Raw genomic sequence first — 26,303 nt, forward strand, 5'->3', positions numbered from 1 at the left:
ACAGCGCTTTTGAGCGCTGTTTTTGTTTATATAGAAAAATAATGGATAACTGGTTTATAAGAGGTGGGCTACTAGGAATAATATTCAGTAGCTTAAATAAGGTAGTGATTAGACTGTCTCTGACGTTAGTAGGGTTGAAACTAGCCTGACGGTGGTTTCATGCTCATATTAGCCACAATGAGGGAGGTGAATCACAAAGTAATGCTCAATATCAAAAATGAAATATAAAAAGCCAAAAGAAACTGGGTGAAAAAGAATTCGCTGAGCGGTCAGCTCATCACACCAGCCTTCCGATTATTTCTTCTCAATTCAAAACATGCTTGGTAACGAAAAAAAACAATAATCTAAAATATAAATATTTAAGAATTGTTAGCGGCAAACACAAATTAGTAGTGGTTATTAAGCTTAGCTTAATATGATGGCACTGGATGAATTATGCGGCAGCTTAGTTTACGAGCAGAGAGCTCTGTGCTCTTTTTCAGCCTTAGCGTATACAAGAGAGCACATGCGGTGCAAGCTTTTAATGCCAAGCATAATTTTCAGTATAAGTAGAGGAGGATATTAAACCATCACTGGTTAGCCCAGTCTTCTCTTCAAAATTCCAGCGCACATTAAGGTTAATGTTGGTTTCATTATAATCTGCTGCATAACTTGAGCTAAGTAAACCAGCAATTTCCCAGTGTGGCGAGAGCAACCATTGTCCTTCAATGAGAAATTGACTACCAATACCGCTGTCGCTCTCTTGATTAAGGGTATTACTCGTTGAAGCAAAAGGAAATTGTTCAATACTGCCTGGTGTTACCCAATAATATCCTAGGCTTAACTGGCTGCGAATTTGCCAATCAGTATTTTCTAATGTCAGTAATTCAGCCCTTCCTCCTAAATTAATGTAGCTTTTAGGGCTAAAGTAACCACCATTACCTTCAGTATAATAATTTAAATTCTTATCGTAACTCATCCAATTAATGGTAGGGCCGACTCGCAGGTAATCAAGTTTATCTTCATAAAGTGCCGTTAAGTCTCGAGTGAAACCAAAATTAAACGCCAACTTAGTATTATTTTGTACACTTTCACCGTTTAGCTGGGCTATATTCAGCTCAGGTGTTACAGACCATTTTGGTAGAAATGTATAAGAAATAAGTGCTCGTAATCCTGTTTCATTCACTGCTCCCCACCTCTCAGTTTCACTCCCATAAAGTCCCATTAAACTTAGAAAACTGTCATCGACTCTTTCTCGGTATAACGTTGCTGCTGTTATCAGGGAAGGGGAGTTGAACCATACTGCAGATAGTTTAGCAGATAAACTAGAGGCTAAATCACCGTCTGCTTTTGTATATTCAAGTTCAGCAAAGGTATTCAGGCGTTGAGTTTGTCGCTTTATAAAGCCACTAATACCAGTTTCAATAGCCTTGTTATTACCAGACAAAAAAGAGGTCAGGGTTTCTTGCCAAAAATCATCACCTGCATTAGACGTATCACTGTTGATCGTTTCATAATTAACACGCACACCGTAACGGTAATCATGCCAAAATTTAAGAAAACCTAGGTAGTAATTTAGACTTTGTAAGTTGGCTATTTCATCTTCACTGTTTTGTTTACGCCAGTCGAGCCCTGCTTCTAAAGTCAGTTGTTGTTCTGCTTTTTGCGGCGCATCTAAATGATTGAATCGATCAAACTGCTTACGTGCCCAAGCAACTTGCATATCACGTTTTTTTAATCCTGCTGCCATGGCAGGAGAGTTTAACGCTAATTGCTGAAGTTGTTGTTCATCGTTTAATAGATCCATCAATACGTTAGCATAATCAGTATTATTAGGCTGATTTGAAAGTAAAGTTGAAAATGCAGTGATACTTTCTGGTTGATTATTTAAGTTATATTGAGACCATGCATATAAAGCAAGTTGATCATCATTAAGTGCTTTATATTCTTGTATTTTTGCTGCAGCGACTAAACTGGATTGATAATGTTGTTGGTTGTATTGGTCCAGTTGAATTACCGATAATGCGTTAACACAGTAGTCAATTAATGTTGCTTGAATTGGGTTATTACAGGCTAAGCGAGTGGCTTCTGTCTGACGACCTTGTTTTTCTAATACAACTAATTGTGCATTATAATTTTCAGTAAATTCAAACCAATCAAGCGCTGTTTTATATTCAGTTTGGTCAACTGCTTGCCAAGCATGTGAATCAATCATGTCGTTAATTGGTTGGTCGGGGTATTGTTTTATCAATGCAAAAAGGCGACCTTTATCCTGTTTTTTCACAGCATCTGCAACAAGTACAGTCACGACTTTTACCTTTGCTTCGTTGGCACTCACATTATTAGGAGTTATCTGCTCAACTGTTTTTATATGTTCAAGTGCAGCACCATAATTACCTCTATAAAAAGATATCCAAGCCATTAATGTATTGCTACTCAATTTTTTATCTTTAAAAGCAAGGGTTGATGCCAGTTGATAATGAGTTTGGGGCATTTTTTGCCAGTAATTTGGACCTCTTTTAGCTAGGTTTACAAAGTTAATTATAATTGCTTCAGGTGCTTTATCTTGCGCAGTAAGCTCTGCTTTTAAAGTTTGAGTTGTTGCTCGTTTTTTATGCTGAATAGGCTTGGATAGATTATCCATTGCATTTACTAATGCTGGTTCAGCAATCCAATTAGGGTAGGACTTCTTTAATTTAGCGTATTCTTGCTGTGCTTGGTTAATAAAACGATTATTGATGTAGTACCAGATAGGTGTTGTATCGACATTAACTTGTGTCTCATTTAACGGCTTTTGGGCATCATTAGAACTTTGTACGTTAATGCTTTGCACGCTGTATTGCACCGCAATTTGTTCTGCATAAGTAAGCTGGTTAGCAACACAAAGTGTGGTCACTGCCATAACATTTTTTAATTTCATTGCATCAGATCACTTTTTAACAGAGCAAGTTGCGATAGTAAAATAAGGCTTGCTGAATAGTAATCTGTTTTATCATCTACCTCAGGTAGAGCCTCTGGCTGTTCATTAATAATGGATTGGGTTGATTTTGCAATAGCTTGCATTCCACTATTATAACTATACTCAGCTACGTCTCCATTTTCTAAATTAACGGTTGCTGGTACTGTTTGTTGTGACCAAAAAGCAATAAACGGCTCTATTAATGATCGATTTTTATCTTTTGCTAACATTAAATAAATAGGTATTCTGCAGGCGTTATAACCATAATCACTAGAAAGTGCACCGCTCAATGTCACCTGATCATCGGAAATTATTACCCAGTCAGAAGGTAGTTGCCAATCACTAAAACGAGCAAACTTTATCAAAGCAATGCCTGATTGATAGACTTCGTTCCAAATTGGATCGTTTGTCACTTCAGAAAATAGTTTAAACGCTGGAAACACCCAATAGGATAAATTAATTTGAATACTACCATCAGGGCGTTCAAAGCCAACTTCACCAGGCAATATAAGCTGATACCCAAATTTATCTTTAATTAATTTAGTTTTAATGGTTTCTAAAATAGCAATAGCTTGGTTGAGGTAAGCTGAGATTCCCCATTTCTTATTCGCTTCCAGCAAAGCCCATGCAATTAAGATATCACCATCAGTTGCATTGTTAGTGTCAGTGATACACGTATCATCACATGCTTGTTGCTTTGAAGGGGTGTATTGCCAACTGAATAGCTGATCATCTCGTTGTAAAGTTTGTTGTGTCCATTGCCATATGTTTTTAAATTGGTCTTTATCGTCAGCAAAAACGGCAAATAATAACGCATAGCCCTGACCTTCGCTATGCGATATGTTTTGATTACCTGTATCAATAACACGACCAGCATCAATGAATTGTGTTTTATAAATCGCCCAACTTTTTTGGAATGGCGTCAACTCGACTACTGTCCATTGAGTCCATGCCAATATAGTAATGGTAATTAATATAACTACGTACTTGATGCTTTTCATTCTTCCCAATCTTCCTTAATTTTTTGATGGCGTAATTTCAACAGTAACCAAGTTAAGACCATAAACATAAATACAACTGCAACGATAATCAATAATAAATACCAAGGGTGGTTAGTACCCCATGCACCTAAAGCAGTCCATGAGTCAGCCTCACCTAACATATAAGCGCTAGATACTTGCATCACAATTAAAGGTGACTTAGCGTCATCCCAAGCGAAAAAGTCTCCACCTAATTGGCTCCATAATGAACCTTGAACAAGCTCTTCTATGCGCTCTGTTAATAGTTCAGTCGTTTCTGCCGCGATAATAAATAGGGTACCTGTTTTATCTGCAATCGGATTTTTAGCCGCAAGCAACAATGAAAAATCACCTAATGTACTTTGTTGATTAGTAAATTCAGTTGCTGTATTTGGCTGAAGGTCTGAATTTTTTTTAGCGGTTACACGGTTATACAGCTTATTTTGTAAACGGTAAGGCCATCTTTTACTATTGCTTATAGCGGTTGTTAAATCACCATATAACTCAGGACTCAAATCATCTGGGGTCGCCAATATCATAGCAGTATCCGTTAAGGCCTCAGGTATTCCCATTTCAACATATAAATTAGGAATTAAATTACCCGATGATTGAGCAAGTTTACCAGCCATGGTTAAGGCTGCTGAACGCATTCCCTCTTGTGTAATATAGATTCCCGTATCATTTTGTGTTTGATATTGTGCAAAAGGGTAGCCGGTTTGCCCCATTAACTTAAGGTCGGGTTGCCTTGCGATATGAGCTACAGTTGGAATTTCAATTTCCGAGTCATTATCCAATTGGAAATGTAAATAATCGCCATTGACGCTTCGACATTCGCCAATAAGCTGTACAGAATTTTGGTTTACATTGAAAGCGAGCTCATTCTTTCCACCTTCAAATAATCTAGCTGGAATAGAAAGGGCGTAATCATGATAAAAATTACCATTTTTTATGTCCAGTTTTAGGCCATGAATGACTTTGTTATTAACCGTGATATTGAATGTAGAGCCCTCTTCATATCCAGCTCCATAACTGAAATCTAAATGTAATTTAATCGAGTCTGTTTCACTTGCATAAAAATCAGCAGGTAATCTAATTTCGACTTTTTTAGTGAATAGGCCAGGCCCATTAAAATTTATAGCTGTTACACCTAATTCAGAAAGAGTGTAAGCTCTTCCTGGCTGTAAGGTGACCTGTTGTTGTGGCAATAACCTTGTATTACTAGCAGAATTAATATTGATTGATTCATCTGGGTTTAGAATATCATCCATATAAGCAAGTGTAGTAGCTGCTCGCACAACATCTTGATCAGTAAGCCCCGATACAATTAAACGGATTTGTGAGGCAATTGGCTCTTGTCCAATCACAGTGACTGCTGGTGTTCTTTCAATTTTTAAATAAGGGCCATTAATATCAGCTAGACTCTCTTTTGGTAAGGTCTGTTGTAGCGAGGTTTTATTGCCTACCAGTATATGAATATCATCATTACTTTCACCTGAGACATACCAACTACTTTCTCTATATTTAAATACTTCCTGGTCAGTCGGCCCCATACCTATAGCGTTACTATTGATAGTTTGCTGCTCAACATTCAAAGATTGATATTGTGTTCTTAATGCAAGTGCTTGTGCCACAGTTGGCACAGCAAGCTTGTTAACAATAGAATTTGCATGATCATCTAAGGTAAAAATTTGAACATTGCGTTGACCACCAATGCCAGGGTGAAAAAATTTAGATAATTGTTGTAAATTCAATTGGTTAATAACTTTGGTTGTGTCGAAACTAATGTGTGAGTCATATAAATTGATTTCACTCCATAAGTCTGGCGCATTCGTATCTTGGCAACGATCAACATACTGGCTTGCTGCAAAGGTTAAGGTATTGTATTGCGGACGCCATAATTCACTTGGGATAGTAACATCAGCGAGTAAATTAGGTTTATTAGGGTTCAATGCGATTTGACCAATAGTGACGTTATTAAAGCGTATATTTAAAATGGAGCGCTCTTGTAACATTGCAATAGAAGAGGTCGCCTTAAGGTGTAATGTTGCAGAGCTTACCGTCAATAAAGGAGAAAGTGCGATACCTAAGTCTTGAACAGGTCTTTCACCATTAAGTCTAAGCAATGAATTACCGCCATAGAATTCACTTAAACGAAATTCGTTTGATGTTTTAGCTTGTGTTTGTAGGCTAAAAAACGCAATAAATAACAGCGTTAATAATCTAACTTGAGGTTGAATTGATTTTAAAGTTAACATTAGCTTCTCTGTTTTAATTTCATATAAATATGCAAAAATAAAGGTTTCATACTCACACTCACCACATGTTTGAGTCCGTAAAAGTACGATATTGGTCGTGTTCTGCGTTTTTGGAAACTATCCCAACGCTCGCTATCGCAAAGTGTATAAGCAATAACATTATTCTTCTCTTGATCTGTTCTGGTTAAAAATTGCAATCTGACTTCATTGGTTTCACTGTTTTGATACATTACTTTACAAGCTATTTCGACACGTTTTTTAAGTGCGCTAGCATAGCCAATTAAACGAACCTCTTCTGGTAGTGTTTGCTTAAATGTTAAAGATAGATTAGCACCAGTACGTGATAGATTTCGTAAATTACCTTCCCAAACTTGTTCAGGTACGACAATTTTCACTTGGTCGTAAGCGGGTAACCTAGAAGCTTTACGCACTTGTTTTTTTTCAATTAATACATCTAATAAACTGACACAAAGAATAAAATTAAAGGCATTCCAAGCAAATACAACAAAAGTTAACTCCCAAGATTCCGGCGTACTATAAAAATGGTAAATAGCGCCTAAATTACCAATGAAAAGCATCAGTAATAACCAATAAAATGAGTTAGCTAGGGAAGAAATATAGGTTTTACTCTGGTCTTCCCCTTTTGGTGTTACTAAGAAACTTGGATCATTAGGGTTTTTTACCACAGTGAGCAATGCTCTGAATAAAAATGTACATTGCAATATTTCGTAGAGCTCTGACACTAAAGGCCAACGGTTTTTACCGAACAATACATGAGAAAGGCGAAAACTGACGATAATATGCGGTACGGTATAGATAAGAATTTCAATGAAAGTCGCATGAATCAGTTCTAAACCAAATAATAAGTAGCCTAATGGTGATAATAAAAATACTAAACGAGCGAAGGGGAAAAACCAAAATAAAATAGAGCTCATATAGCCACACTTTTGATACCAGCTTAATCCAGCATTAAGAAATGGCTTTTTGAGAATAAGGATTTGAGCCATGCCTTGAGCCCAACGTTCTCGTTGTTGAATAAATGAAGAAAAACTTTCTGTTGCTAAACCACTGATCATAGGTTTATCTACATATACTGACTTATAGCCTAATGCATGAAGTTCTAAGGCAGTTTCTGCATCTTCAGTGATTGAATCCCCAGCGATTCCGCCTACCATATCAAGATGGCGTCTTCTTAACACTGCTGCAGAGCCACAGAAAAAAGAAGCAGACCAAAAGTCTAACCCTTTTTGTATGGTGTTATAAAACATATCATTTTCCGATGGCATACGAGTAAAAGCGGAAAAATAATTTCGTTCAATGGGGTCGGGATTATCCATGAAGTGTGGTGATTGAACTAAAAAAACGTCTTGATCTTTAATCATCCAAGGTACGGTGCGATCCAGAAAATCAGTGGTTGGTACGTGGTCTGCATCTAAAATGACCACTAGCTCACCATCCATATTCAATAAAGCGCTATTGATATTACCAGCTTTAGCGTGTTCATTTTTCTCACGAGTATGGTACACCGCACCTAAAGATTGACATAAGCCTTGTAAAGTTTGACGCCGTGTTAAAGCTTGCTGAGCTGCTACAGGGTTATCTTGAAATACCTTTTGGTCTGTACCACCATCATCTAATAGGTGAATTTTTAATTTTTCTGTAGGGTAGTCGAGCATCATTGCAGCTCGGATGGTTACTTCTAATAAATCCTCAGATTCATTATAGCTGGGGATAACTAAATCAACGGTCGGTATTTGATCTTCTTTAAATTGTTTAATGCTTTGTCTTGGACGGTTTAATGGAAAGATATTAACAAAACAGCCTAACAGATGAATAATACCAGAGTAGATTTCTGCCATAAATAACATCAACATGGCGATCAAAGAGAATATATCATCAGACTCTAATGTATTTACACCACGCCAAATTAAATAACGAACAGATAATAAGCAGCCAATAATGATTGCAAATAGGCGAAATAATTCTCTTTTTTTACTATGTTTAATAGCTTCAGAAGAAGCGGTATATACGAATACGATAACACCCATTGAGAGTGCGAGTTGAGTCGCTGCATGTAAAGGGATACTGGCAAGTGCAATCAGAAAAAATAAAGTCACTAAAGCGAATAGTTTTAATATCAATTTGGGTATGCTTGATTTTAAACTTTGCAAAGTAGTTGAAGTGCTCTCCTTAGCAACCATTTTTATCGTTCCATTTGACAATAAATCCGAGAATTACATCGATTAATTAATAAAATTTTTGAATCAGAAAACTCAATATAAAAATCTTCTTCGTAGAGCTTTTTAGACAGCTCGTTTCGGTGAGTTAAATTTAAGTTTGTTAAAGGTGTTACCCACATCAAGGTGACAATAGACACCATCAAGACAATACATAAAGCACTAAATGCCAATGCTGGGATACTTTGTGGCGTCAGAGCGTTAAAGGTAATAGCTGTTAACGATAGCGTAATCATGCTAAAGCTTAAAAGTTTGAATAATTGACAGCGACGCAATCCATACTCAGCTTTTTTCCAATACTGTAAACGCTTGGTTAGTAAAGTATATTGAATTGAAGTCGGTCCATCGGATAATGCTACCCTTTGTGATGTTTGTGTCATTACTCACTCTAATGTTAAATATTAAAATTCTGAACAGGGGGTTGTTACCTAGTACGAATTGGGTATATGTTTAGGTCTGTATTCTAAACAATACTCCTTAAAAGGCAAATTAAGTTCACATTTAAATGCTTTTAGTGTTGACAGCGCCGCTTATTTGGTATATATATTTTTTATTTGTGCGTGAGGAAATTTGATTTTTTAATCAAAAACACAACTTTATATAAAGTGGCGTTTTTGATTAGAATTAATAAAGAGGGAGGGAGTATTAATAATCTATTTAATGTTCACTAACACCAACTTGGTTTCGACCATTGTTTTTAGCTATATATAAGCCTAAATCAGCGATTTCGATCCATGACTCAAAATTAGCAATAGTGTCAGTGATTTGTGCAACACCGAAACTAGCCGTAACTTGGACTTGTTTACCTTGATACTCAAAATGGATCGTTTCAATAGCTTCTCGTAAACGTTCAGCAACTAGCTTTGCTTGTCTTAAATTGGTATCAAGTAACAATAAAGCAAACTCTTCACCACCTACACGTCCGATAATATCTTGTTTCTTACTTTTTTGACGAACTGCTTCAGCGATTCCTTTTAAGACTTCGTCACCAAAAGGGTGACCATAGGTATCATTGACTTTTTTGAAATGGTCTATGTCGAAAATAATCATAGATGTTGGACTAGCTGAGTTTTTACTGTTGATAAACTCGCTTTCACATAAGTTTCGCCAGTGGCCTTGGTTGTTAAGTTGCGTTAGGCTATCCGTATGGCTTAAATGCTTCAATTGAGAATTCGCTTCTTGGAATGCTTGTTTAGTTAAAGCAATGTCCGTTACATCGTAAACAATCATACATATTTGTGTGATTTGTCCCTGGAAGTCAGCTAATGGCAAAAAAGTAATGTTTTGATACATGAACTCTGCATTGCTGGTAATAGGACGATAACTCTTAAATTTAAACAGGTAAGGGCGCTGCTCCCAAGTGGTAAATGCCTTGTTTTTTAATAAACAAACGCTATTGATTTTTTGTTGTAACCACGTTTTTGGAATGCTAGTAAACACATCAGTGATTTTTTTATCGATCATGTGTGCCGACAGTAAACCTGAATGGTTTTCCATGAATCCATTCCAAACTTTTACTGTATAATCTTTTTCAATAATCACCAAACCCACATCGATATTATGTACCATATCAATGAGCCAATGAATGTCTTTCAAATCTATATTGGTAGCCATTAGTCTAGTAAGTATCCTATTTGAGTTTGAATAACTGGAATAGAGTCTTCAGTAAATAAGAGTAATAAATCACACTTTATATCATGATCCTGAATACGATAATTCACTTCGATTGTTAACATTTTTTGCCAGCCTTCTTGCTGGTTTTTAATGATGTCTTCAATTTTTGCATGCTGGCCTAAAACATTAGGCTGGCCTTGACTGAAAGGAATACTTAACTGCTCTGCTAAACCATTTAAAAATGCACCAATCAAAATATTAGAGATATCATTCATCACTTCAACTTCTAAATGATTGCTTTCTAAATCTTCGTATTGGAGTAATTTAGCCATATCGCTAAAACTAGCGTCGTGGAAGATGATGATAGCTTCACCATTAATCCCTGAACCAATAAAGCCTTGGCTTACCGCAGATACTTTTTCATATTGCGCAATATGATTGAGTGTCATGTGTAACTCGCTGCCCTCTAACGTATTAACGTTAGGTACAGGAAGTAAAATAAACACATCCAATAAACGACCCAACAAATCACCAGCATGTCCCATAGCGATATTAGAGACTTCTTGTAATGCATCGCGAAGTTCAACGCGCTCTACAATTTCTGGAGCTGAGTGCGAATTATAGCCACCTGGCTTGTAAATTCCATATTGCTCTAAGAGGGTGGTTAATTTTTCGTTATTAATTGGTTTTTCGATAAAATCAATTGCACCTAGTTCACGTACTCGTTTGTAGGCTTCAGATTGAACATCACCAGAAATAACAATAACAATTGCAGGTAAATCTTCACGTTTAATGGTTTCTAATACTTCGTAACCACTCATTACAGGCATGTTTAGGTCAAGAAAAACTACATCACCTTTATGCTGTCTAATACTCTCAACACCTTCTTGCCCATTTTTGGCGAAGTGTATCGAGATATCCCAATCTTTGGGTAATGATAGTGCTATTTGTTTTCGAGCTAATGCCGAATCATCACATATTAAAACAGGTGTGGACATAGTATTCCCATTGTATTTCCATATATATCAACAGTCTAAATAAAGCAAAATCAGTCTAGAGGACAAAGTTAGGGGGATCCGCGTAAAGCAAAATACAACTGATTTCTAATACTTTTTAGGTGTTTCTATAATAAGACAGAAAGGTAGGAATTACAAAGAAGAGTGGTGTTTTTTGTACGAAAATGTTGCCGAGTTATGATCAAAATATACAAATCATTACAAAAAACATGTTTATTTTGTATTACTGATGGATTTTTGCTTTTAAGTTTTTATTTTTGCGCTTGCTGCAGTGCTAACAACATCTCATCTGGATCACGAATCGCTCTCACCGATTGTAAAAAGGGAGTAGCTTCGACGTGTTGTAACTTCATAAACATTAACCATTGTTTAATACGACTCGGCATAAACTTCTCTTTATCTTCAATTTGACGTAACCATTGAAAGTATTGTTCCATTACAGCGAGGTTTTGTAACCATGAGTAGGGCGCTTCAATCCCTTTTAAAACATTTGCTAAATTAGGCATGGCTAGTGAACCGCGGCCAATCATTAAATGATCACAACCACTCATTTCCATACATTTTTGAGCATCTTCAAAGTTGAATATATCACCATTAGCAATAACTGGAATATCGATAGCTTCCTTGATCTTTTTAATCCAGTGCCAATGTGCTGGTGGCTTATAGCCTTCTTCCTTGGTGCGAGCATGTACTGCTAATTCACTTGCACCAGCTTCAGCAATCGCCTGTGCATTTTCAATAGCTAAACTTTTATCATCATAGCCTAAACGGATTTTCGCACTCACCACATGTTCACTTGGTACTGTATCTCGTACTGCTTTTACAATTTGGTGTAATGCTTCAGGATCTTTTAATAACACCGCACCACCGCGACTTTTATTTACGGTTTTAGCTGGACAACCGAAATTTAAGTCAATACCTTCGGAACCAAGTTTTATAGCTCGCAACGCATTTTCAGCTAAGCATTCAGGGTGTTGACCAAGCAATTGCACGCGTACAGGAGTGCCAAATTTAGTACGACTCGCATTTCTTAATTCTGGGCATAAGCGATGGAAAACACGAGAGGGTAGTGGCAGTTCAACAACACGAACAAATTCTGTTACACAACGATCTATACCGCCAATATCTGTCAAAAATTGGCGCATGTGAAAGTCCATTACACCTTCCATTGGGGCAAGCGTTATATGCATCAGAGTTCTCGTTTAATTCAAGCTAAATAAGGAGCGCGGATTATACCTACTCCCTTAATATAAGCAAAATAAACACGGGTTAACTAAAGCTAGTTTAATAAAGAGAGGGAGTTTGAACACATTGATAGTAAAAATATTAATAAAGCTGTTATTTCATACTATTTATTGCACCAACGATCGCTTTCGTAGACTTTTTAATCAAATATCAAAAATACTTTGCCACTTTATGACAAGACAACTTGCACTAAGGCAAGCAACTATTTAACCTTATACAATTAATATAGACAGGAAAATAAATTAGACCATGCAACCAATAGTATTAATTAAAAATAGCATTAAAAGTATTGAAGATTACCCAATTCCTGGGATTACCTTTCGTGATGTCACCAGCTTAATTGAAAATGGTGAAGCTTTTGCTGCAACAATCGACCTATTTAAAGCACGTTATAAAGATCAAAAGATTGATAAAATCGTTGGTACTGAAGCACGTGGTTTTATATTTGGCGCGCCTTTGGCCGCAGCATTAGGTGCTGGTTTTGTTCCTGTGCGTAAACCTAATAAACTACCGCGTGAAACGATACAAGAAAGCTACGAATTAGAATACGGTAATGACACATTACAACTTCATAAAGATGCCATTAAACCAGGTGAAAAAGTACTATTAATGGATGATCTATTGGCAACTGGCGGTACCGCTGAAGCATCAGTTAAGTTAATTAAACGCCTAGGCGGTGAAGTAGTTGAAGCCGCTTTTGTTATCGAACTACCTGATCTAAAAGGTAGCGACAAATTAACTGCTTTATCTGTACCTGTTTTTTCTTTGATTGAATACGCAGGCGAATAATCAGTGAGCTATCAAGTTCTAGCAAGAAAATGGCGACCACAAACCTTTAAAGAGGTGATTGGTCAGCCGCATGTACTAACCGCATTAGAAAATGGGTTAACACAGGATCGTGTACATCACGCTTATTTGTTTAGTGGTACACGCGGTGTCGGTAAAACCACCATCGCTCGTATCCTCGCAAAAAGCTTAAATTGTGAAACTGGTGTAACAGCAACACCCTGTGGCGTATGTGCAAATTGTCAGGATATCGATCAAGGTCGATTCGTAGACTTACTAGAAATTGATGCGGCTTCTCGTACTAAAGTCGATGACACACGTGAATTACTAGATAATGTACAATATAAACCAGCGCAAGGGCGCTATAAGGTTTATTTAATCGATGAAGTACACATGCTCTCTAAACACAGTTTCAATGCCTTATTGAAAACGCTAGAAGAGCCACCAGAATATGTTAAGTTTCTCTTGGCAACCACGGATCCTCAGAAGTTACCGATAACCGTATTGTCTCGTTGTTTGCAGTTCCATTTAAAGGCTATTCTACCTGAGCAAATAGAGCAGCAGTTATCGGCTATTTTAAGTCACGAAAAAGCGACTTTTGAACAGCCTGCATTACGTGTCATAGCGAAAGCGGCTGATGGCAGTATGCGTGATGCATTGAGCCTTACGGATCAAGCATTAGCCTTTGGTGCTGGGCATTTAGAATATGCCGCTGTCCTTAAAATGTTAGGTACCATTGACCAATCACACTTGCATTATCTGTTGCACTATATTGCATCGGGAAACAGCCCGAAAGTGTTTGAAAAAATTCAAGAATTTGTGCGTTTAGGTGCTGACTTCTCGGCCTTGCATCAAGAGTTAGCTAGTCTGTGTCATCAAATTGCATTAATGCAGTTACAGCTTAATGCAAACGTGACTGAAAAAACGACAGTGCAGCTATTAGCAGAGCGTTTAACACCTGAAGAAGTGCAACTATTTTATCAAATTGCAGTACAAGGCTTTAAAGACTATGCCTATGCACCGAATGGTAAAATTGCATTAGAAATGACGGTAATGCGTTTATTAGCATTCAAACCAGCGAATTATGTTGATGTTGACGAATCAATGATGACCAAAGCAGAGCAAGTGGAGCCGATTACCGCGGATCCAATTGTTGCGCAACAGACTGTACTACCAACACCATCTGCTGAAGTCACTTCGTCTATCCCTGGCAATGTTGAAACTAAAGCATCAACATCTGCGACTCCTATCTCTGTTGAGCCTATTGCTTCACCCGTTGTGGAACAGCCAGTAGAACAACAAGAACCGAAGACAACCCCGCAATCAGCACAAGTAATAACACAACAGGTTCGTCAACCAGAGGAGCCTGTAGCTGCGCAGTTTGTTCAAGCAACGCCAGCATCTCGACAAGCGGCGCCAGCAGTTACAACTGAACAGCAAACGATTGAATCACAACCAACTGTTCAACCAGAAACGGCTAACTTTGATTTATCGGCAACAAATAACTCTCGTAATATGTTACGTAGTCATCGTTTAAAGCGAGAAGCGCTAAAAAAGACTGAAGCGGCAGCTGAACAACCTGCAACACGATCACAGGTTCAGTTTGTCGCATCGGAAAGCGTATCATCTAAATCGACGCCTGCACCAGTTGAAAGCGTGCCTAAACTTGAAGCTGTTGCACCGACACAGAGTCGAGTTGATCAAAGTAATATGAATCAACAAGAGTTACCTCCTTTAGATTCATATCATGAGCAACCAAGTCAACAAGCTTATGATCAATATCAGCCTAGCGAACAAGATTATTTTACTGATGTTCAAACTGATAATTATCAACCACAACCTGAAACATCGTCTCCCTACTCAGTCCCAGAAACTGTACCAGCGCCTCAGCCTTCAACGGTTCGTGATCAGCAAGTTGTGGCGACTCCAACAGAAGTTGCAACAAAATTGGTTTCTAACCAGTTGGCAACAGCGAAGCCCGTTAGTGCCGATGATATTTCTGGAATAGGTACAAGCAATAATACGGGGACAGAGGTTACATTCGTTATTGATCCTAATATGGATGTTGCAGAAGTTGATGTGTCTAGTTATGTTGAAGATAAAATGACTGACCCTTGGTTTTTAGATATTAAGGCGATGCAGCTTGTTGGTTTTGAGAAATTGCTAGCGAAAAGTTGTGTAATGCAAACTAAAGAGCAACATATCCTTTTATCATTAGAAAGTGCACAAGCACATTTATTAAATAACCAGAGTTTATGTGAAGACTTAACAGCGAAGTTACGAGAATACTATGGCCCGCAATACACAGTAGCTATTGAACAAGGTGAGGTAGATGGTCAACATACACCTGTCCAATTAGAGAAAATAGTATTTGCTCAATATCTCGACAACGCAAAATCATCGATTAAAAACGATCCAATAATACAGACTTTGGTAGGAGATTATTCTGCAAAGGTCTATGAAAACAGTGTCGTGCCGTTATAATTGGCATGGTAAACCTTCACTAATTATAAAGAGAGAAAATATGTTTAATAAAGGCGGAATGGGCGACTTAATGAAGAAAGCCCAAGAGATGCAAGAAAATATGCAAAAAGCACAAGCTGAAATCGCCAATACAGAAGTAGTAGGTGAATCGGGTGCTGGCCTAGTTAAAATTACCCTATTGGGTAATCACAATGTACGTAAAGTAGAGATCGACCCAAGCTTACTTGAAGACGATAAAGAGATGCTTGAAGATCTTGTTGCAGCAGCAATGAACGACGCCGTGCGTCGTGTAGAAGAAGTTAACAAAAGTAAAATGAGTGGTTTAACTGGCGGTATGGATCTACCACCAGGCTTCAAAATGCCTTTCTAGGATTTTTATGCTTTCGAAACAATGCGTTATATTTTTATTGTTTCAATGGGGTCAGTTAGGGGTCAATCACCTACATTTTTTACTCTTATCACCTCCAAAGCAAATAAAGGGCCAATTAGGCCCTTTATTTTTATGTCTTATATTTTATTTGTTTATTTTGATTGCTGTTTATTAATACTTTCAAGCTGCCCTAATTTTTCTGCTAGCTCATTTCTATATTCGGGGCGTTCGTTTGGTATCCACTTACCGTAAATTTTTCTAATCATTCCCCAGTCAGTATGCCCTAATTGTTTAGCAAGCCATATTGGATCTGCTCCTATCATTAGCATTTGGCTCGCAAAGGTATGCCTTAGTTGATATGGCTCTCTGTGAATTAATTTTGCTTGCCTTAACCAGTCTGCCCATTGTTTCGGTACCGTTGATAACTCTGGTCGTATAAATGGCTTATTTTCTCTGCTTAAAAATATACGCCTTCTTATAACTGTTTGAGTTTTTCCTAACTTATAGTGAACAGTTTCTACGATTGGTGGTATTAAATAAGTTTGACTGCGTTGACGTTTTAAAACATCTAAGGCTAATGGCAATAACTCAACTATACGAATACCTGACTTTGTTTTTGGAGGCTTTAATTGACCTTGACGGTTAATGTTATACTTTATGTGTGCAATACCTCTTTCTAAATCTATGTCTTCCCATGCAAGGGCTTTCATTTCACCCGGCCGCATGCCTGTCCAAGCTAAAAATTGAATCATCTCTTTTGTTTGCTCTACGTGTACCACTGCTAACAAACGATTCAATTCATCTTGTGTAAAAGGCACAGTTTGCTCTGTTACATTGTACATGTCATCTGATTTTATACGGCGAACCCGAGTAAAAGGGCTGATTGTTATTGAACCATCATTAACTGCTTCTTGAATAATACGTTTAAATAAAATGGTGTAATCATCAACAGTAGATTGTTTTAGTGTTTTTAAGCTGGCTTTTATCGCAAACTCGATTTCTACATGGCTTAACTGAACGACTTCTTTATCAATTAGTTTATGTTTAGTAAGCCATGTTTTCAGTGATTTCATTTTAGACTGAATACTAAAGGATAACTCACCATCACGTATGCGTTTATAATAATCAATGTAATCACCAACAGTTATCTGTTGTGACAGGTTTTTTGTATCTGTTGGGAAATGTTTCCGCCAAAATTGCTTAGGGTTTATGTCATAAAATCCAGATGCTATATCTGTCTTTATTGCACCTAATCGGTTATTCGCTATATTAAGATTGTGATCGGTTGGTATTAATCCTAGCGTTTTTCTAATAGACGTTGGCGAACCTGGTAATTTAAATTGTAAACGAAGTGAACCATTGTGTATTGATACGCCCTTGGTATTTTTTATTTTGTTTTCTAATCGTTTGTTCATAAAATCAGTTTTCGCTATTAATGTCTATTGAGAAAGCTACTAGTGTAGAGATTTAAAAAATCTTATTTAACTCATGAAGGTTAATCATAATGGAGCACCCTTTGCTTTTTTGTCTCCATACCACATGCTCAGGGTATTGTTCACTGACAATACGTTGTGCAAGTGCATCTCGGCTTATTCCAACGAGAGAGGCTGCTTGCTTAATGGTCATCCAGCCTTGGTACCCACCATTTCTTTCGAGTTTTTCCACTTTTTGATGCAGTTCCTGCATTACTTCGAGTAATGTATTTATTTCAATGGAAATAGGCTCTCGGCTACTTTGTTCCGTCTGCATTATTAACTCCTTTCTGCTTGGTTTTTCTTGTCGGTTTTAACTGAACTTCATGAATGGTATTCAAACTATTGATTAATTGTGAGGTAATTACCCTCCAAATTTTCGCCATTAATTTTTAAACATTGTTCCACCGCTGCTGAGCTTTGTTTGGTGAGATTTTGGTCTATGATTCGACCACCAATGTTTAATACCCCTTTAACCGTTGTAGGCATTGTTTGAGTATCTGGTATCCAAACCACAGTAAATAGCTTCATTATTTTCTTTTCACATTCGTTGCAGGTAATGGCATCCAAGCAACTAAAGCATTTGCAGTTTCATATTCGGTGTCGAAAAAAGTATCGTTCCATTTACCCTGGTATAAATTCACTTGAACAACAGAAAATATCCACTGAGATTCTGGTTCATTCCATGTACATAAAACAGGTAAAGGTGAGCAATTAAACAAGGCTAAAAACACTTCATCTTTAGGTGCCGTTTCTGGCTTTTCCCACACAAGACAAGGTGATAACTCTGTTTGTTGGTTGTATGGTTCTATTTGTTGCATTGGGTTTACCTCAGTGTCAGGGGCGATATTTAAAATAGGTATCGTCATTTCTGACGATACCTATGTGTTAGCTATCAAATTGAACCAATAAATGTCTCAATTTTGTTTTCTTCAAAAGCATTGGTTAAGGCTTCTTTGAACTCATTGACGATTTTTTCTTGTACCGCTTCAAGTTGAATAATTCTAAATCCAAGTTGTGGTTTATCTCCACCTGTTAATATGCTCACTCGAATAGTGAAATTATATTCAGCTAACCCTGAATAAGGCTTACAGATGAATTGAATTTTATTAGGGAGTAACTCTTTACCTTTTGCTTCAATTCGCTCCATAGCACTCATGCTTTCACTAAAGTCTTCAACTTTAGAATTGATTTCACGTGCTGTTTCAATTGTTAGGTCGCGAAGGCGTTTAGCTGCAATTGGGTTTTGAATCACTTCACCATCACTTGAATACACGGTAATAAAATCTCCCCAATCTTCAATGAATTCAGAGGCGTTTTTTTGGGATAAGCGATCGCCATTTGTATTTAGTATCGCTTTATATTGAGCAGTTTTTTCTAGAGAAAGTGTTGATGAATGTTGTTGGTGACCGGGCGCTATTTCGGTACCTAAGTCAAATACGGTATTGGCTCGCATTTGTTCTGCATTAATAAAACAAGTTGCACCTTCTTGCTGATATTTTTGTGAGTATGCAATAAAGTCTGCCAAACTATTCGTGTTCATAGCTAAACGGTAATTTGTACGGTGTTCCATGTAACTTTCAAGGTTTTTAACATTAAAGTTGTCAGGAGTAACAATACAAGGTGCTTTAGTATCCAGTGCCTTTAATTGATCAATGATGGCAGGGATATTGGCAGATTCTTGAATTTGTTTAATCGCTTCTTTTTCCATTATTTTTCTCTCTTATTGAATGGTTTAAAGTGTGTTATTGACTAACGGCCGTTAAGTTAAATTGGCCTGTTAATTCTTCTTTTGGTTGATCAATAGTAAGGACACCACCTTTACCTACATACATAGGTGTTTCAGTTGTAGTTTGTTCTGACTTCATCCCTCGCTTAGTTATAGTTGTATGGCTAAGTTTGCTTGCTATTATCACTTGATTATTGTCACCGACTTGAGAAAAAGTAAGTTCAATATTTACTTTCCCTTTACGGTTACCGCCACTGTGAATGACTTGACCCAATGCCACGTCGCTTAACATGTGTGATAATTTTTCCTTGAAAATGCCACTTTCAAGTTCCCCGATAAAGTTATCTATATTTGTTTTACTCATTGCCTACTCCTGTTTTTGTGCTTTGGTTGGTGTTTTTTAGGTTTTGCTAATAGCCGATCGATTATTATTTTTTAAACCAGTTATTTGACTTCGTTGATGTGCCATTAGACGAATGAAATAAGCTTCGGTGTTATCAATACTTACAATAGGTGACGTGTTAGTTTGTTGTTCGATTGATGTTGTTTGATGCTTTTTAAGCAATGTTACTAACGATATTTGTCTCATAACTTTTTCCTTTTGTTAATTATGAGTATAAAGTTAAGTTAACTTGACTTTGGTGTCAAGTTGAAATGTAAAGAAAACTTTACTTTTGGTGTAAGGGAAACTACTTTGATTGTATTAGCGAAAGTCAGTTAGGTGAGATAAGTTGCTTTGCTGAGGGTAATGTTAATGATTTTTGGTGTGAAAAAGGGCGGTTAAGCCCTTTGAGGTGTAACTGTTATATATGTGGATATTTTCTTAGAATCGCATCTGAAATCTTTTGTTCTATATTATTTAATTCTGAATGAATTGTTTCTAAATGGGTCCTTTTAGTAGAGTCACCTTGATTTTTTATAGAATAAGAATGTAATGTGCATGATTTTCTTAAAAGAAAAGATGATATATCTGGGTTAATATCTCTTTGTTTAATTCTTATAATTAATTGATTAAGTCTCTTTATTTTGTTTAATACAAGTATTTCATAAGTTGACGGGGAATGATTATAATCACCTTTTATCCAAAAAACCTCAGAAAGCTCCTCAATATCGTATAAGAGCTTACATAACTGTTGATATAAAGCGTGTGTCTCACTTCTAGATGATATTCTTTTTGCATTCCCATATAAAACTTTCCAGCCAATTAAAACTAAGCCTGCTGAAATTAAAGAAGGTGATAGAGCAATTACCCATTCCATTATAGCTTCAACAGTTTTTCTGCTTCATGTATGTATTCCTTTATTTCCTCGATATAACTTGGGTCATCATCTGATTTTATTTTCAATAAGTTAGATAGTTGCTTTTCAGTAAAAGCTCTTTGTCTTACTAAACCTCCAAATGACTCTTCTAAAAAAGATGAGCCTATACCTATTGGAATATCATCTAAATCAATTATTAAAATATCATTTTTTTCGGTACATTCTTTTAAAAGAGGGATTAAAACAGTTCTAAATTTTTCTGCACTTCTAGGTCCATCACTAAGGTAACGACCAAACGGTGTAGGGCTAAATTTTTCGGCTACATTGTATTTCATATTATTTCTCATAATGGGAGTTGCCATTCAATAAGTGTACCATGAACACTGCATTTCATGTGATGGCATAAACTATCACCTGTTTTCTTATCTTCAATATATCGGCCATGATCACTATAAATGACTATCATTGAATTGTCTTCAATTTCATTTATTTGGAGTATGTCATGAGTACCTTTACCTCTCTCTGGCTGGTCCCTAAACCTGGTAATTCCTTTAGGCAGGACATGTTTAATACATTCTCCATGGTTAAATAAAGGCAATGATGTTGTTGAAGTTATTGATTTTGGAATACCTTGACCTTTGTCATAAATGATAAACGCGATTAAATTTTTTTCTTTATTTACAGATATTGCATGCCACCAACGTCTTCCGATACCTGTTAATGGGTCGATATGGTTGTCGTCATAAGCATGATGTATCACATTTAACATTGCTTCTTGAACCCCTCTAGAAAATATTTTTTTTTGAGGTGCTGTTAAATTAATTCCAGAAGTTTTAATTTGCTCTAAAACAATCAAGGAAAATTTATTTGGGTCCGTTCCAGATTGATATGTATTTTTAGATTTTATTAAGCCTTTTAGTTTGCTCTCACCACCAGGTTTAATTGCTTTAAAAAGCCCCGAGCTAGTAAAACGTTTACGTTGTATCTTATTTACTGGTAAAGATAATGTAATTATATCGTGTTTATTTGTAGCTAGTTGAGCCCTGGTTATCTCTGCAAATAACATGACCGATGCCGCTGCAGTAAGGTTTTCTAATTCAGAAAAATCTAAATGCAATGGCTGATTTTTATTAATTGTAAAATCACCAATTATTGTTAAGTAGTTAAGGGTTTCTACTATTTCATCACTATAGATACACAGAGTTTGAGGTGCTGTAAGGTGAAATCTACCATTTACATTCTTGGGTTTAAAAGGCAGATGCCCTGTATTACTCAAAACAATCTACCTGCGAAGATCACTACACCGACTATTGTACAGTTGCCATTAACAGGTTGTATTGGGGTTGGCCATTGTGGATTTGCCGCTTTTAAGAACTTATGGCCATCTTCTATGATTAGCTGTTTTAAAGTGGCTTCGTTTTCGTCATCTAACCTGGCAACGACATACTTTCCATTAAGGGCATCGACTTCTGGGTCGATAAATATTAATTCGCCTTCATTAAATATAGGTGCCATGCTTTGACCCCGTACTTTTAGAAGGAATGTTTTGTCGCTACATTTTACTGGGCAGGGGTAGTGATCTGCCTCATGGTAGGCTAATTCATTAATAGCAGACCAATTGCCTGCTTGTACCCAATCTAGTACTGGGTACTGCCCTTGTAGTTTATTCAATGGTGTTACTGTATTTTTTTCTGGGTTACCTTTACCGCTTACTAACCAATCGGGATCGCACTTTAATACCTTAGAGAGTAAATGCATATTTTTAGGTGAAGTATCACCTTTTTCCCACAGGCTCACTGACGCTTTACTGACATTTAATGCTTCAGCAATATCTAGTTGAGTTAAGCCTAATTCTTTCCGGCGATTTTTAATTCTTAAATTTTTCATAGTTTAGTTATCTTAACATCCAATCAATCAAGTTTACTTGACTTTAAAGTTGATTTTTCTTAACCTTTGTGGGGTTGAATAAGAGGGGTTTATGAAAAAAATTGATGCAATCAAATATTTTGGTTCAGTCAATAAGTTGGCTGAAAGCTTAAACATTACAAAGTCAGCGATTTCTCAATGGCCAAGTAAGGTGCCTAGAGGTCGTGCATGTGAGATCCAAATCCTAACAAAAGGGAAATTAAAAGCTGATTGATCTATGAGTGTCAGTATAAAACGCTGGCAATAAAAATAACTATTTGAATATAAGGAATTTAAACAATGGATGGGTTAGATATTGCAATTCACCAAAGCGCACATGCTGATTTACCAGAACTGGCTAAATCGATGGGGCTGAATGAACAGAGTTTACGGAATAAAGTTTGCCCGACTAATGAGGTGGCTAAGCTTTCGGTGCAAGAATGGCGATCAATGATGTTGATTACACGTGATGTGCAGTCTCTACGAGTGATGGCTTCTGATTTAGGGATGCAGCTAGTTAGTCAAGAGGTTAAGCAAGCATCTGTGTTTGATGCGTTATTAAGCTTTAACAAAGAGCAGGGCGATGTAGCTTTCAGCATACAGGTTGCTTTTAAAGATAACCATTTAAGCGATAGAGAGTGTGCACAAGTCCGTCGTGAGATTAATGAAGCTAGAAATGCATTGGATGTATTGGAACAGTCTATTCAAGGGCAAGTAGGGAAACAATTATGAATGATCATAGAGAGTTGCTGTTAGTGAGTGCTAAAAATGATAAAGCCCTGCTAGAACAGGGCTTAGTATTACAGCCAAAAGCACCAACCAAAGCACAAAAGGAAGTAATACAGGGAGATTACCAAGCATTTAATGAAGTTGCAATTCTGTGTTTTCAGCTTATTAATCGCGAACCTAGGCAGGCACACCTTCGAGTGAACACATGTGATCGCTATGGGAAAAGTATTCGTCTTTCAGTTAATGGAAGAGGTGGGCGAACTGATTGTCATTTAACAACAACGTCTGAGGTTGACCAATTAATTGAGCGTTTAACGCAATTAAGAGTCGGTTTGGTGATTGCTGAAAGTAAAGGAGAGTCTTCGTGAGTGTTTTCTTAATGGCCAAGGCTTGGCAAGCGAGTGTAAAAAACTCAGCACGTAAACTTGTATTGATGAAGTTAGCTGATAATGCTGACGATGATGGTATTTGCTGGCCTAGTTATAACCACCTTGCTGCTCAATGTGAAATGAGTCGTCGAACGGTTATTAGGCACGTTGATGATTTGATTTTAGCGGGTTTTATAAAAAAGACGACTCGTAAGGGGGGGATTCACTTTAATAAATCAAATATGTTTCAGCTGTTGATTGATGAAGGCGATATTAATAATTTACAGGCGAATAAAGCAGAGGCGATAGCGTTAAAACAGGTTAAAAATGATTCACCTAGTGACAATTTGTCACTAGGTGATGTGGTGACAGAAAATCACCCGACTGGTGACAGAGGATCATCCGACCTAGTGACAGAAACGACACGACCTAGTGACACAGGATCACCCAGAACCATCATAGATCCATCAATAGAACCATCATTAAAACCATTAAGTAAAAAACAAACTAAAAAGCCTGATTATATTCGAGATTTATTTGAGGCCTATCCTGCTCATCGTCGTGGTGGAACTGACGCCCAATTATGGAAAGTATGGCAGCAAGAAAAATTGGATGACCAGGATGCAGTATGGTTTTTGCATTGGGTTGTTTCTGCTGCACAAAATGACCCCGCTCAATGGGGAGTTAATTCTAATGGCCAGTTTGTACTTGGGCTAACTAAGTTTGTTCGTGAACGTCATTGGTTAACACCATTGCCGGTCACTCAAGTTCAGCCAAGCACAAGCCAACCTGCAAATTTTCACTCTGGTGATGTTCGTTGGGCGGAAAATCTGGGAGATTTGTAATGAAAAATATAAATTCAATGGTTAGACAAACTTCGCCTGAGCAGGTGATACATTCTGCCCAAGGGAGTATTAAAACGTTTGAACAAGCACCGGCACTTTCCCACGAAACATCTATGTTGGTAAATCGTTTATTTTCTGAGTTACAGGCTATTTTCCCTGCTTGGCGAAATACTTTTCCGACTGAAGAGTCGTTAAACCATGCAAAGCGTTCATGGGTGAAAGGTTTTTTAGATGCGGGAATTCGTACTCTTGAGCAAATTAGATTCGGTGTTAAGCATGCCCGGTTGTCAACTTCTCCTTATTGGCCTGCATTGGGGGCATTTATTGAATGGTGTAAACCAAAGGCTGAAGATTTTGGTTTGCCATGTCGTGAAGATGCTTATGCGGAAGCCATTGCCAATTTAGGCAATTATATTACTGCTCATTGGTCTCATGTTGCTGTGCAAGAGGCTGTGAGAAATACCACTACATATGTTTTAAAGAATAAATCTGAACATGCATCTCGTAATGAGTTTTATCGTAATTATTCGGTATTGGTTAAACGAGTGATGTCTGGTGAAAGCTTACATTTTGATGTACCTAAATCAATTGCTGAAAAACCAGCTTTTTGTGCCGCTCCTCGTGATGTTGAGTTGAATCACATTGCTAATATGAAAAAAATGGTGGGGTTGCTATGAGCAAAACACGAGTTGTTCGTATTTCTGATGCTCAAATTAAGCAGTTTATGACTGATGATTCTGTTAGCCAGTTACGTGATAGCCGCCATTCTACTTTACGTTTTCGTTTTGGTGTTAAGGGGCGGGGCTCTTGGTATTTGGTTTTGCATCGTAATGCTAAAACAGAATGGAAAAAAATTGGTAATTTCCCTGCTGTGAGAACAAGTAGTGTATTGAAGCATTTACCTGATCTTTTAACGCAATATTCGCTTATTCCTCACACGGCAGTGCAACTATCTGAATGGGAGTTAGTTAGCGATTTATTGGGCTGGTATGTTGAAAGGGTAGAGCTTAATCGCTCTATGTCTGCAAAGCGCAAAGCTTCAATTCGTTCTGTAGTGAAAGTACATTTGTTACCTAAACTAGGGGAGCTATTGATCGAGGACTTAGACCATGCATTATTAGATAGTGAGCTAGTTTGGCCTTTACAATGCGATTATGAGCTGTCGACTGTGCGTTTGATTTTATCAGTGTTAAAGAAAGCTTTTAAACAAGCTCGCACGTTAAAGCTGATCCCATTTAATCCTATTGCTGAAGTGAAGTTTTCGGATTTTACCGATGCTCAAATCATACCTAAAAGTTGTGCTATTCAGTCAAATGGGTTACCTCGAGTTATTACTCTATTAAACAAAGCGCCTGAAACTGAACGCGTTTTTGTTTTGATGATGTTATTACATGGTACTCGTATTGGTGAAACACGGCTAGCGAAGTGGAGTCACATCGATTTTGAGAATAAAACGTGGTTTATTCCTAAAGGAAACACGAAAACTAAGGTTGATTTAGTGCTGCCACTTACTGATACCGCATTGACATTACTAACGAAGTTTAAAGGTAATCAGCAAGGCTTTATTTTTAAAATTAATGATCACAGTGGTTTCTCTGAAGTTGCTGCTAATGAGGTGGTACAGCGAGTGAGTGCTCGGGAATGGCGCGCACATGATTTGAGAAAATTTGCTCGTACTACCTGGATGGATTTAGGCGTTGATTATTTAGTGGGTGAAATGCTGTTAAACCATGTTTTAAACAAAATGGATAAAACCTATATTCACACTCATGCCAATAATTTAATGCGTCAGGCGTTGGTTATTTATCACAATTGGTTATGTGAGCAGGGGATAACTGAATTATTAAATCAGAAAGCCGTAGGATGGGTTTAATGCATCCGATTCGACCAAGAGAGTACGCACACAGTATCGCTAAACTTAAAACATTAGCAGAGCGACGCAAAGCCCTTGCTGATGTGCCGATAGAATATCAATCGATGGTTAAAACACATTTAAGAATGATATTTATTTATAGAAATGCGAGGTAGGCTA

The 26,303-nt window shown here is 37.2% G+C and carries 29 protein-coding genes; 10 read left to right on the forward strand and 19 right to left on the reverse strand.

The window, feature by feature from the left end; translation table 11 throughout:
* Positions 1 to 520 precede the first annotated feature (520 nt).
* The 8 genes from OW492_RS00240 to OW492_RS00275 all read right to left on the reverse strand — a co-directional run bounded on the left by OW492_RS00240 (position 521) and on the right by OW492_RS00275 (position 12,269).
* Positions 521 to 2,899: a cellulose synthase subunit BcsC-related outer membrane protein gene (locus OW492_RS00240; RefSeq protein WP_290037596.1), complete on the reverse strand. Its 2,379-nt coding sequence runs from the start codon at positions 2,897 to 2,899 to the stop codon at positions 521 to 523.
* Positions 2,896 to 3,939, reverse strand: a complete 1,044-nt coding sequence (locus tag OW492_RS00245) for a glycosyl hydrolase family 8 (RefSeq protein WP_290037597.1) — start codon at positions 3,937 to 3,939, stop codon at positions 2,896 to 2,898. The genes OW492_RS00240 and OW492_RS00245 overlap by 4 nt, the downstream gene beginning before the upstream one ends.
* On the reverse strand, positions 3,936 to 6,212 hold the full coding sequence (locus tag OW492_RS00250) for a cellulose biosynthesis cyclic di-GMP-binding regulatory protein BcsB (RefSeq protein ID WP_290037598.1): 2,277 nt from the start codon (positions 6,210 to 6,212) through the stop codon (positions 3,936 to 3,938). The genes OW492_RS00245 and OW492_RS00250 overlap by 4 nt, the downstream gene beginning before the upstream one ends.
* The gene (gene bcsA, locus OW492_RS00255) at positions 6,212 to 8,413 is read right to left on the reverse strand and encodes a UDP-forming cellulose synthase catalytic subunit (RefSeq protein ID WP_290037599.1); all 2,202 of its coding nucleotides are present in this window, start codon (positions 8,411 to 8,413) and stop codon (positions 6,212 to 6,214) included. The genes OW492_RS00250 and bcsA overlap by 1 nt, the downstream gene beginning before the upstream one ends.
* A gap of 2 nt (positions 8,414 to 8,415) precedes the next feature.
* Positions 8,416 to 8,829: a hypothetical protein gene (locus OW492_RS00260; protein ID WP_290037600.1), complete on the reverse strand. Its 414-nt coding sequence runs from the start codon at positions 8,827 to 8,829 to the stop codon at positions 8,416 to 8,418.
* Positions 8,830 to 9,106: 277 nt separating this feature from the next.
* Positions 9,107 to 10,063, reverse strand: a complete 957-nt coding sequence (locus OW492_RS00265) for a GGDEF domain-containing protein (RefSeq protein ID WP_290037601.1) — start codon at positions 10,061 to 10,063, stop codon at positions 9,107 to 9,109.
* Positions 10,063 to 11,061, reverse strand: coding sequence for a response regulator (locus tag OW492_RS00270; RefSeq protein WP_290037603.1), 999 nt, complete (start codon positions 11,059 to 11,061; stop codon positions 10,063 to 10,065). Before OW492_RS00270 ends, OW492_RS00265 begins: the two co-directional genes overlap by 1 nt.
* A gap of 269 nt (positions 11,062 to 11,330) precedes the next feature.
* Entirely contained in the window at positions 11,331 to 12,269 is a 939-nt protein-coding gene (locus tag OW492_RS00275; RefSeq protein ID WP_290037604.1) for a tRNA-dihydrouridine synthase, read from the reverse strand.
* Positions 12,270 to 12,573: 304 nt separating this feature from the next.
* Between OW492_RS00275 and apt the strand changes: the two genes are divergently transcribed.
* The 3 genes from apt to OW492_RS00290 are packed head-to-tail and all read left to right on the forward strand — an operon-like array spanning position 12,574 to position 15,964.
* A complete protein-coding gene (gene apt / locus OW492_RS00280) occupies positions 12,574 to 13,113 on the forward strand; it encodes an adenine phosphoribosyltransferase (RefSeq protein ID WP_290037605.1) in 540 nt (179 codons plus the stop codon).
* Positions 13,114 to 13,116: 3 nt separating this feature from the next.
* The gene (dnaX, locus tag OW492_RS00285) at positions 13,117 to 15,594 is read left to right on the forward strand and encodes a DNA polymerase III subunit gamma/tau (protein ID WP_290037606.1); all 2,478 of its coding nucleotides are present in this window, start codon (positions 13,117 to 13,119) and stop codon (positions 15,592 to 15,594) included.
* 40 nt (positions 15,595 to 15,634) lie between these two features.
* On the forward strand, positions 15,635 to 15,964 hold the full coding sequence (locus OW492_RS00290) for a YbaB/EbfC family nucleoid-associated protein (protein WP_113818687.1): 330 nt from the start codon (positions 15,635 to 15,637) through the stop codon (positions 15,962 to 15,964).
* A 152-nt stretch (positions 15,965 to 16,116) separates the two neighbouring features.
* On the opposite strand, the gene OW492_RS00295 is transcribed toward OW492_RS00290, so the two are convergent.
* From OW492_RS00295 to OW492_RS00345, 11 genes are all read right to left on the reverse strand, one after another.
* Positions 16,117 to 17,379, reverse strand: a complete 1,263-nt coding sequence (locus OW492_RS00295) for a tyrosine-type recombinase/integrase (protein ID WP_290037609.1) — start codon at positions 17,377 to 17,379, stop codon at positions 16,117 to 16,119.
* Positions 17,380 to 17,431: 52 nt separating this feature from the next.
* On the reverse strand, positions 17,432 to 17,713 hold the full coding sequence (locus OW492_RS00300) for a hypothetical protein (RefSeq protein WP_290037611.1): 282 nt from the start codon (positions 17,711 to 17,713) through the stop codon (positions 17,432 to 17,434).
* Between the two features lie 65 nt (positions 17,714 to 17,778).
* Entirely contained in the window at positions 17,779 to 17,967 is a 189-nt protein-coding gene (locus OW492_RS00305) for a hypothetical protein (RefSeq protein WP_290037612.1), read from the reverse strand.
* Entirely contained in the window at positions 17,967 to 18,305 is a 339-nt protein-coding gene (locus OW492_RS00310; protein ID WP_290037613.1) for a hypothetical protein, read from the reverse strand. Before OW492_RS00310 ends, OW492_RS00305 begins: the two co-directional genes overlap by 1 nt.
* 26 nt (positions 18,306 to 18,331) lie before the next feature.
* Positions 18,332 to 19,147 (reverse strand): DUF2303 family protein, encoded by an 816-nt coding sequence (locus OW492_RS00315; protein WP_290037615.1) that lies wholly within the window; start codon positions 19,145 to 19,147, stop codon positions 18,332 to 18,334.
* A gap of 34 nt (positions 19,148 to 19,181) precedes the next feature.
* Positions 19,182 to 19,529 (reverse strand): hypothetical protein, encoded by a 348-nt coding sequence (locus OW492_RS00320; protein ID WP_290037617.1) that lies wholly within the window; start codon positions 19,527 to 19,529, stop codon positions 19,182 to 19,184.
* Positions 19,530 to 19,565: 36 nt separating this feature from the next.
* Positions 19,566 to 19,754 carry a hypothetical protein gene (locus OW492_RS00325; protein WP_290037619.1) on the reverse strand — a complete coding sequence of 63 codons (189 nt, stop codon included), beginning with the start codon at positions 19,752 to 19,754 and terminating at the stop codon, positions 19,566 to 19,568.
* A 214-nt stretch (positions 19,755 to 19,968) separates the two neighbouring features.
* Complete coding sequence (locus OW492_RS00330; RefSeq protein WP_290037620.1) at positions 19,969 to 20,424, reverse strand: hypothetical protein; 456 nt, start codon at positions 20,422 to 20,424, stop codon at positions 19,969 to 19,971.
* Positions 20,424 to 20,759 carry a DUF4325 domain-containing protein gene (locus OW492_RS00335; protein ID WP_290037622.1) on the reverse strand — a complete coding sequence of 112 codons (336 nt, stop codon included), beginning with the start codon at positions 20,757 to 20,759 and terminating at the stop codon, positions 20,424 to 20,426. Before OW492_RS00335 ends, OW492_RS00330 begins: the two co-directional genes overlap by 1 nt.
* A gap of 8 nt (positions 20,760 to 20,767) precedes the next feature.
* Complete coding sequence (locus OW492_RS00340; protein WP_290037624.1) at positions 20,768 to 21,700, reverse strand: hypothetical protein; 933 nt, start codon at positions 21,698 to 21,700, stop codon at positions 20,768 to 20,770.
* A complete protein-coding gene (locus tag OW492_RS00345) occupies positions 21,697 to 22,311 on the reverse strand; it encodes a S24 family peptidase (RefSeq protein WP_290037625.1) in 615 nt (204 codons plus the stop codon). The genes OW492_RS00340 and OW492_RS00345 overlap by 4 nt, the downstream gene beginning before the upstream one ends.
* Positions 22,312 to 22,402: 91 nt before the next feature.
* Between OW492_RS00345 and OW492_RS00350 the strand changes: the two genes are divergently transcribed.
* The 7 genes from OW492_RS00350 to OW492_RS00380 all read left to right on the forward strand — a co-directional run bounded on the left by OW492_RS00350 (position 22,403) and on the right by OW492_RS00380 (position 26,299).
* Complete coding sequence (locus tag OW492_RS00350; protein ID WP_290037626.1) at positions 22,403 to 22,564, forward strand: Cro/CI family transcriptional regulator; 162 nt, start codon at positions 22,403 to 22,405, stop codon at positions 22,562 to 22,564.
* A 65-nt stretch (positions 22,565 to 22,629) separates the two neighbouring features.
* Positions 22,630 to 23,061 (forward strand): phage regulatory CII family protein, encoded by a 432-nt coding sequence (locus tag OW492_RS00355; protein WP_290037627.1) that lies wholly within the window; start codon positions 22,630 to 22,632, stop codon positions 23,059 to 23,061.
* The gene (locus tag OW492_RS00360; RefSeq protein ID WP_290037628.1) at positions 23,058 to 23,426 is read left to right on the forward strand and encodes a hypothetical protein; all 369 of its coding nucleotides are present in this window, start codon (positions 23,058 to 23,060) and stop codon (positions 23,424 to 23,426) included. Before OW492_RS00355 ends, OW492_RS00360 begins: the two co-directional genes overlap by 4 nt.
* Entirely contained in the window at positions 23,423 to 24,271 is an 849-nt protein-coding gene (locus OW492_RS00365) for a helix-turn-helix domain-containing protein (protein WP_290037629.1), read from the forward strand. Before OW492_RS00360 ends, OW492_RS00365 begins: the two co-directional genes overlap by 4 nt.
* A complete protein-coding gene (locus OW492_RS00370; RefSeq protein ID WP_290037630.1) occupies positions 24,271 to 24,948 on the forward strand; it encodes a replication protein P in 678 nt (225 codons plus the stop codon). Before OW492_RS00365 ends, OW492_RS00370 begins: the two co-directional genes overlap by 1 nt.
* Positions 24,945 to 26,144, forward strand: a complete 1,200-nt coding sequence (locus OW492_RS00375) for a tyrosine-type recombinase/integrase (protein ID WP_290037631.1) — start codon at positions 24,945 to 24,947, stop codon at positions 26,142 to 26,144. The genes OW492_RS00370 and OW492_RS00375 overlap by 4 nt, the downstream gene beginning before the upstream one ends.
* A complete protein-coding gene (locus OW492_RS00380; RefSeq protein ID WP_290037633.1) occupies positions 26,144 to 26,299 on the forward strand; it encodes a hypothetical protein in 156 nt (51 codons plus the stop codon). Before OW492_RS00375 ends, OW492_RS00380 begins: the two co-directional genes overlap by 1 nt.
* Positions 26,300 to 26,303: the final 4 nt, after the last annotated feature.

Source organism: Psychromonas sp. 14N.309.X.WAT.B.A12 (genome assembly GCF_030397575.1).
Taxonomy (GTDB): domain Bacteria; phylum Pseudomonadota; class Gammaproteobacteria; order Enterobacterales; family Psychromonadaceae; genus Psychromonas.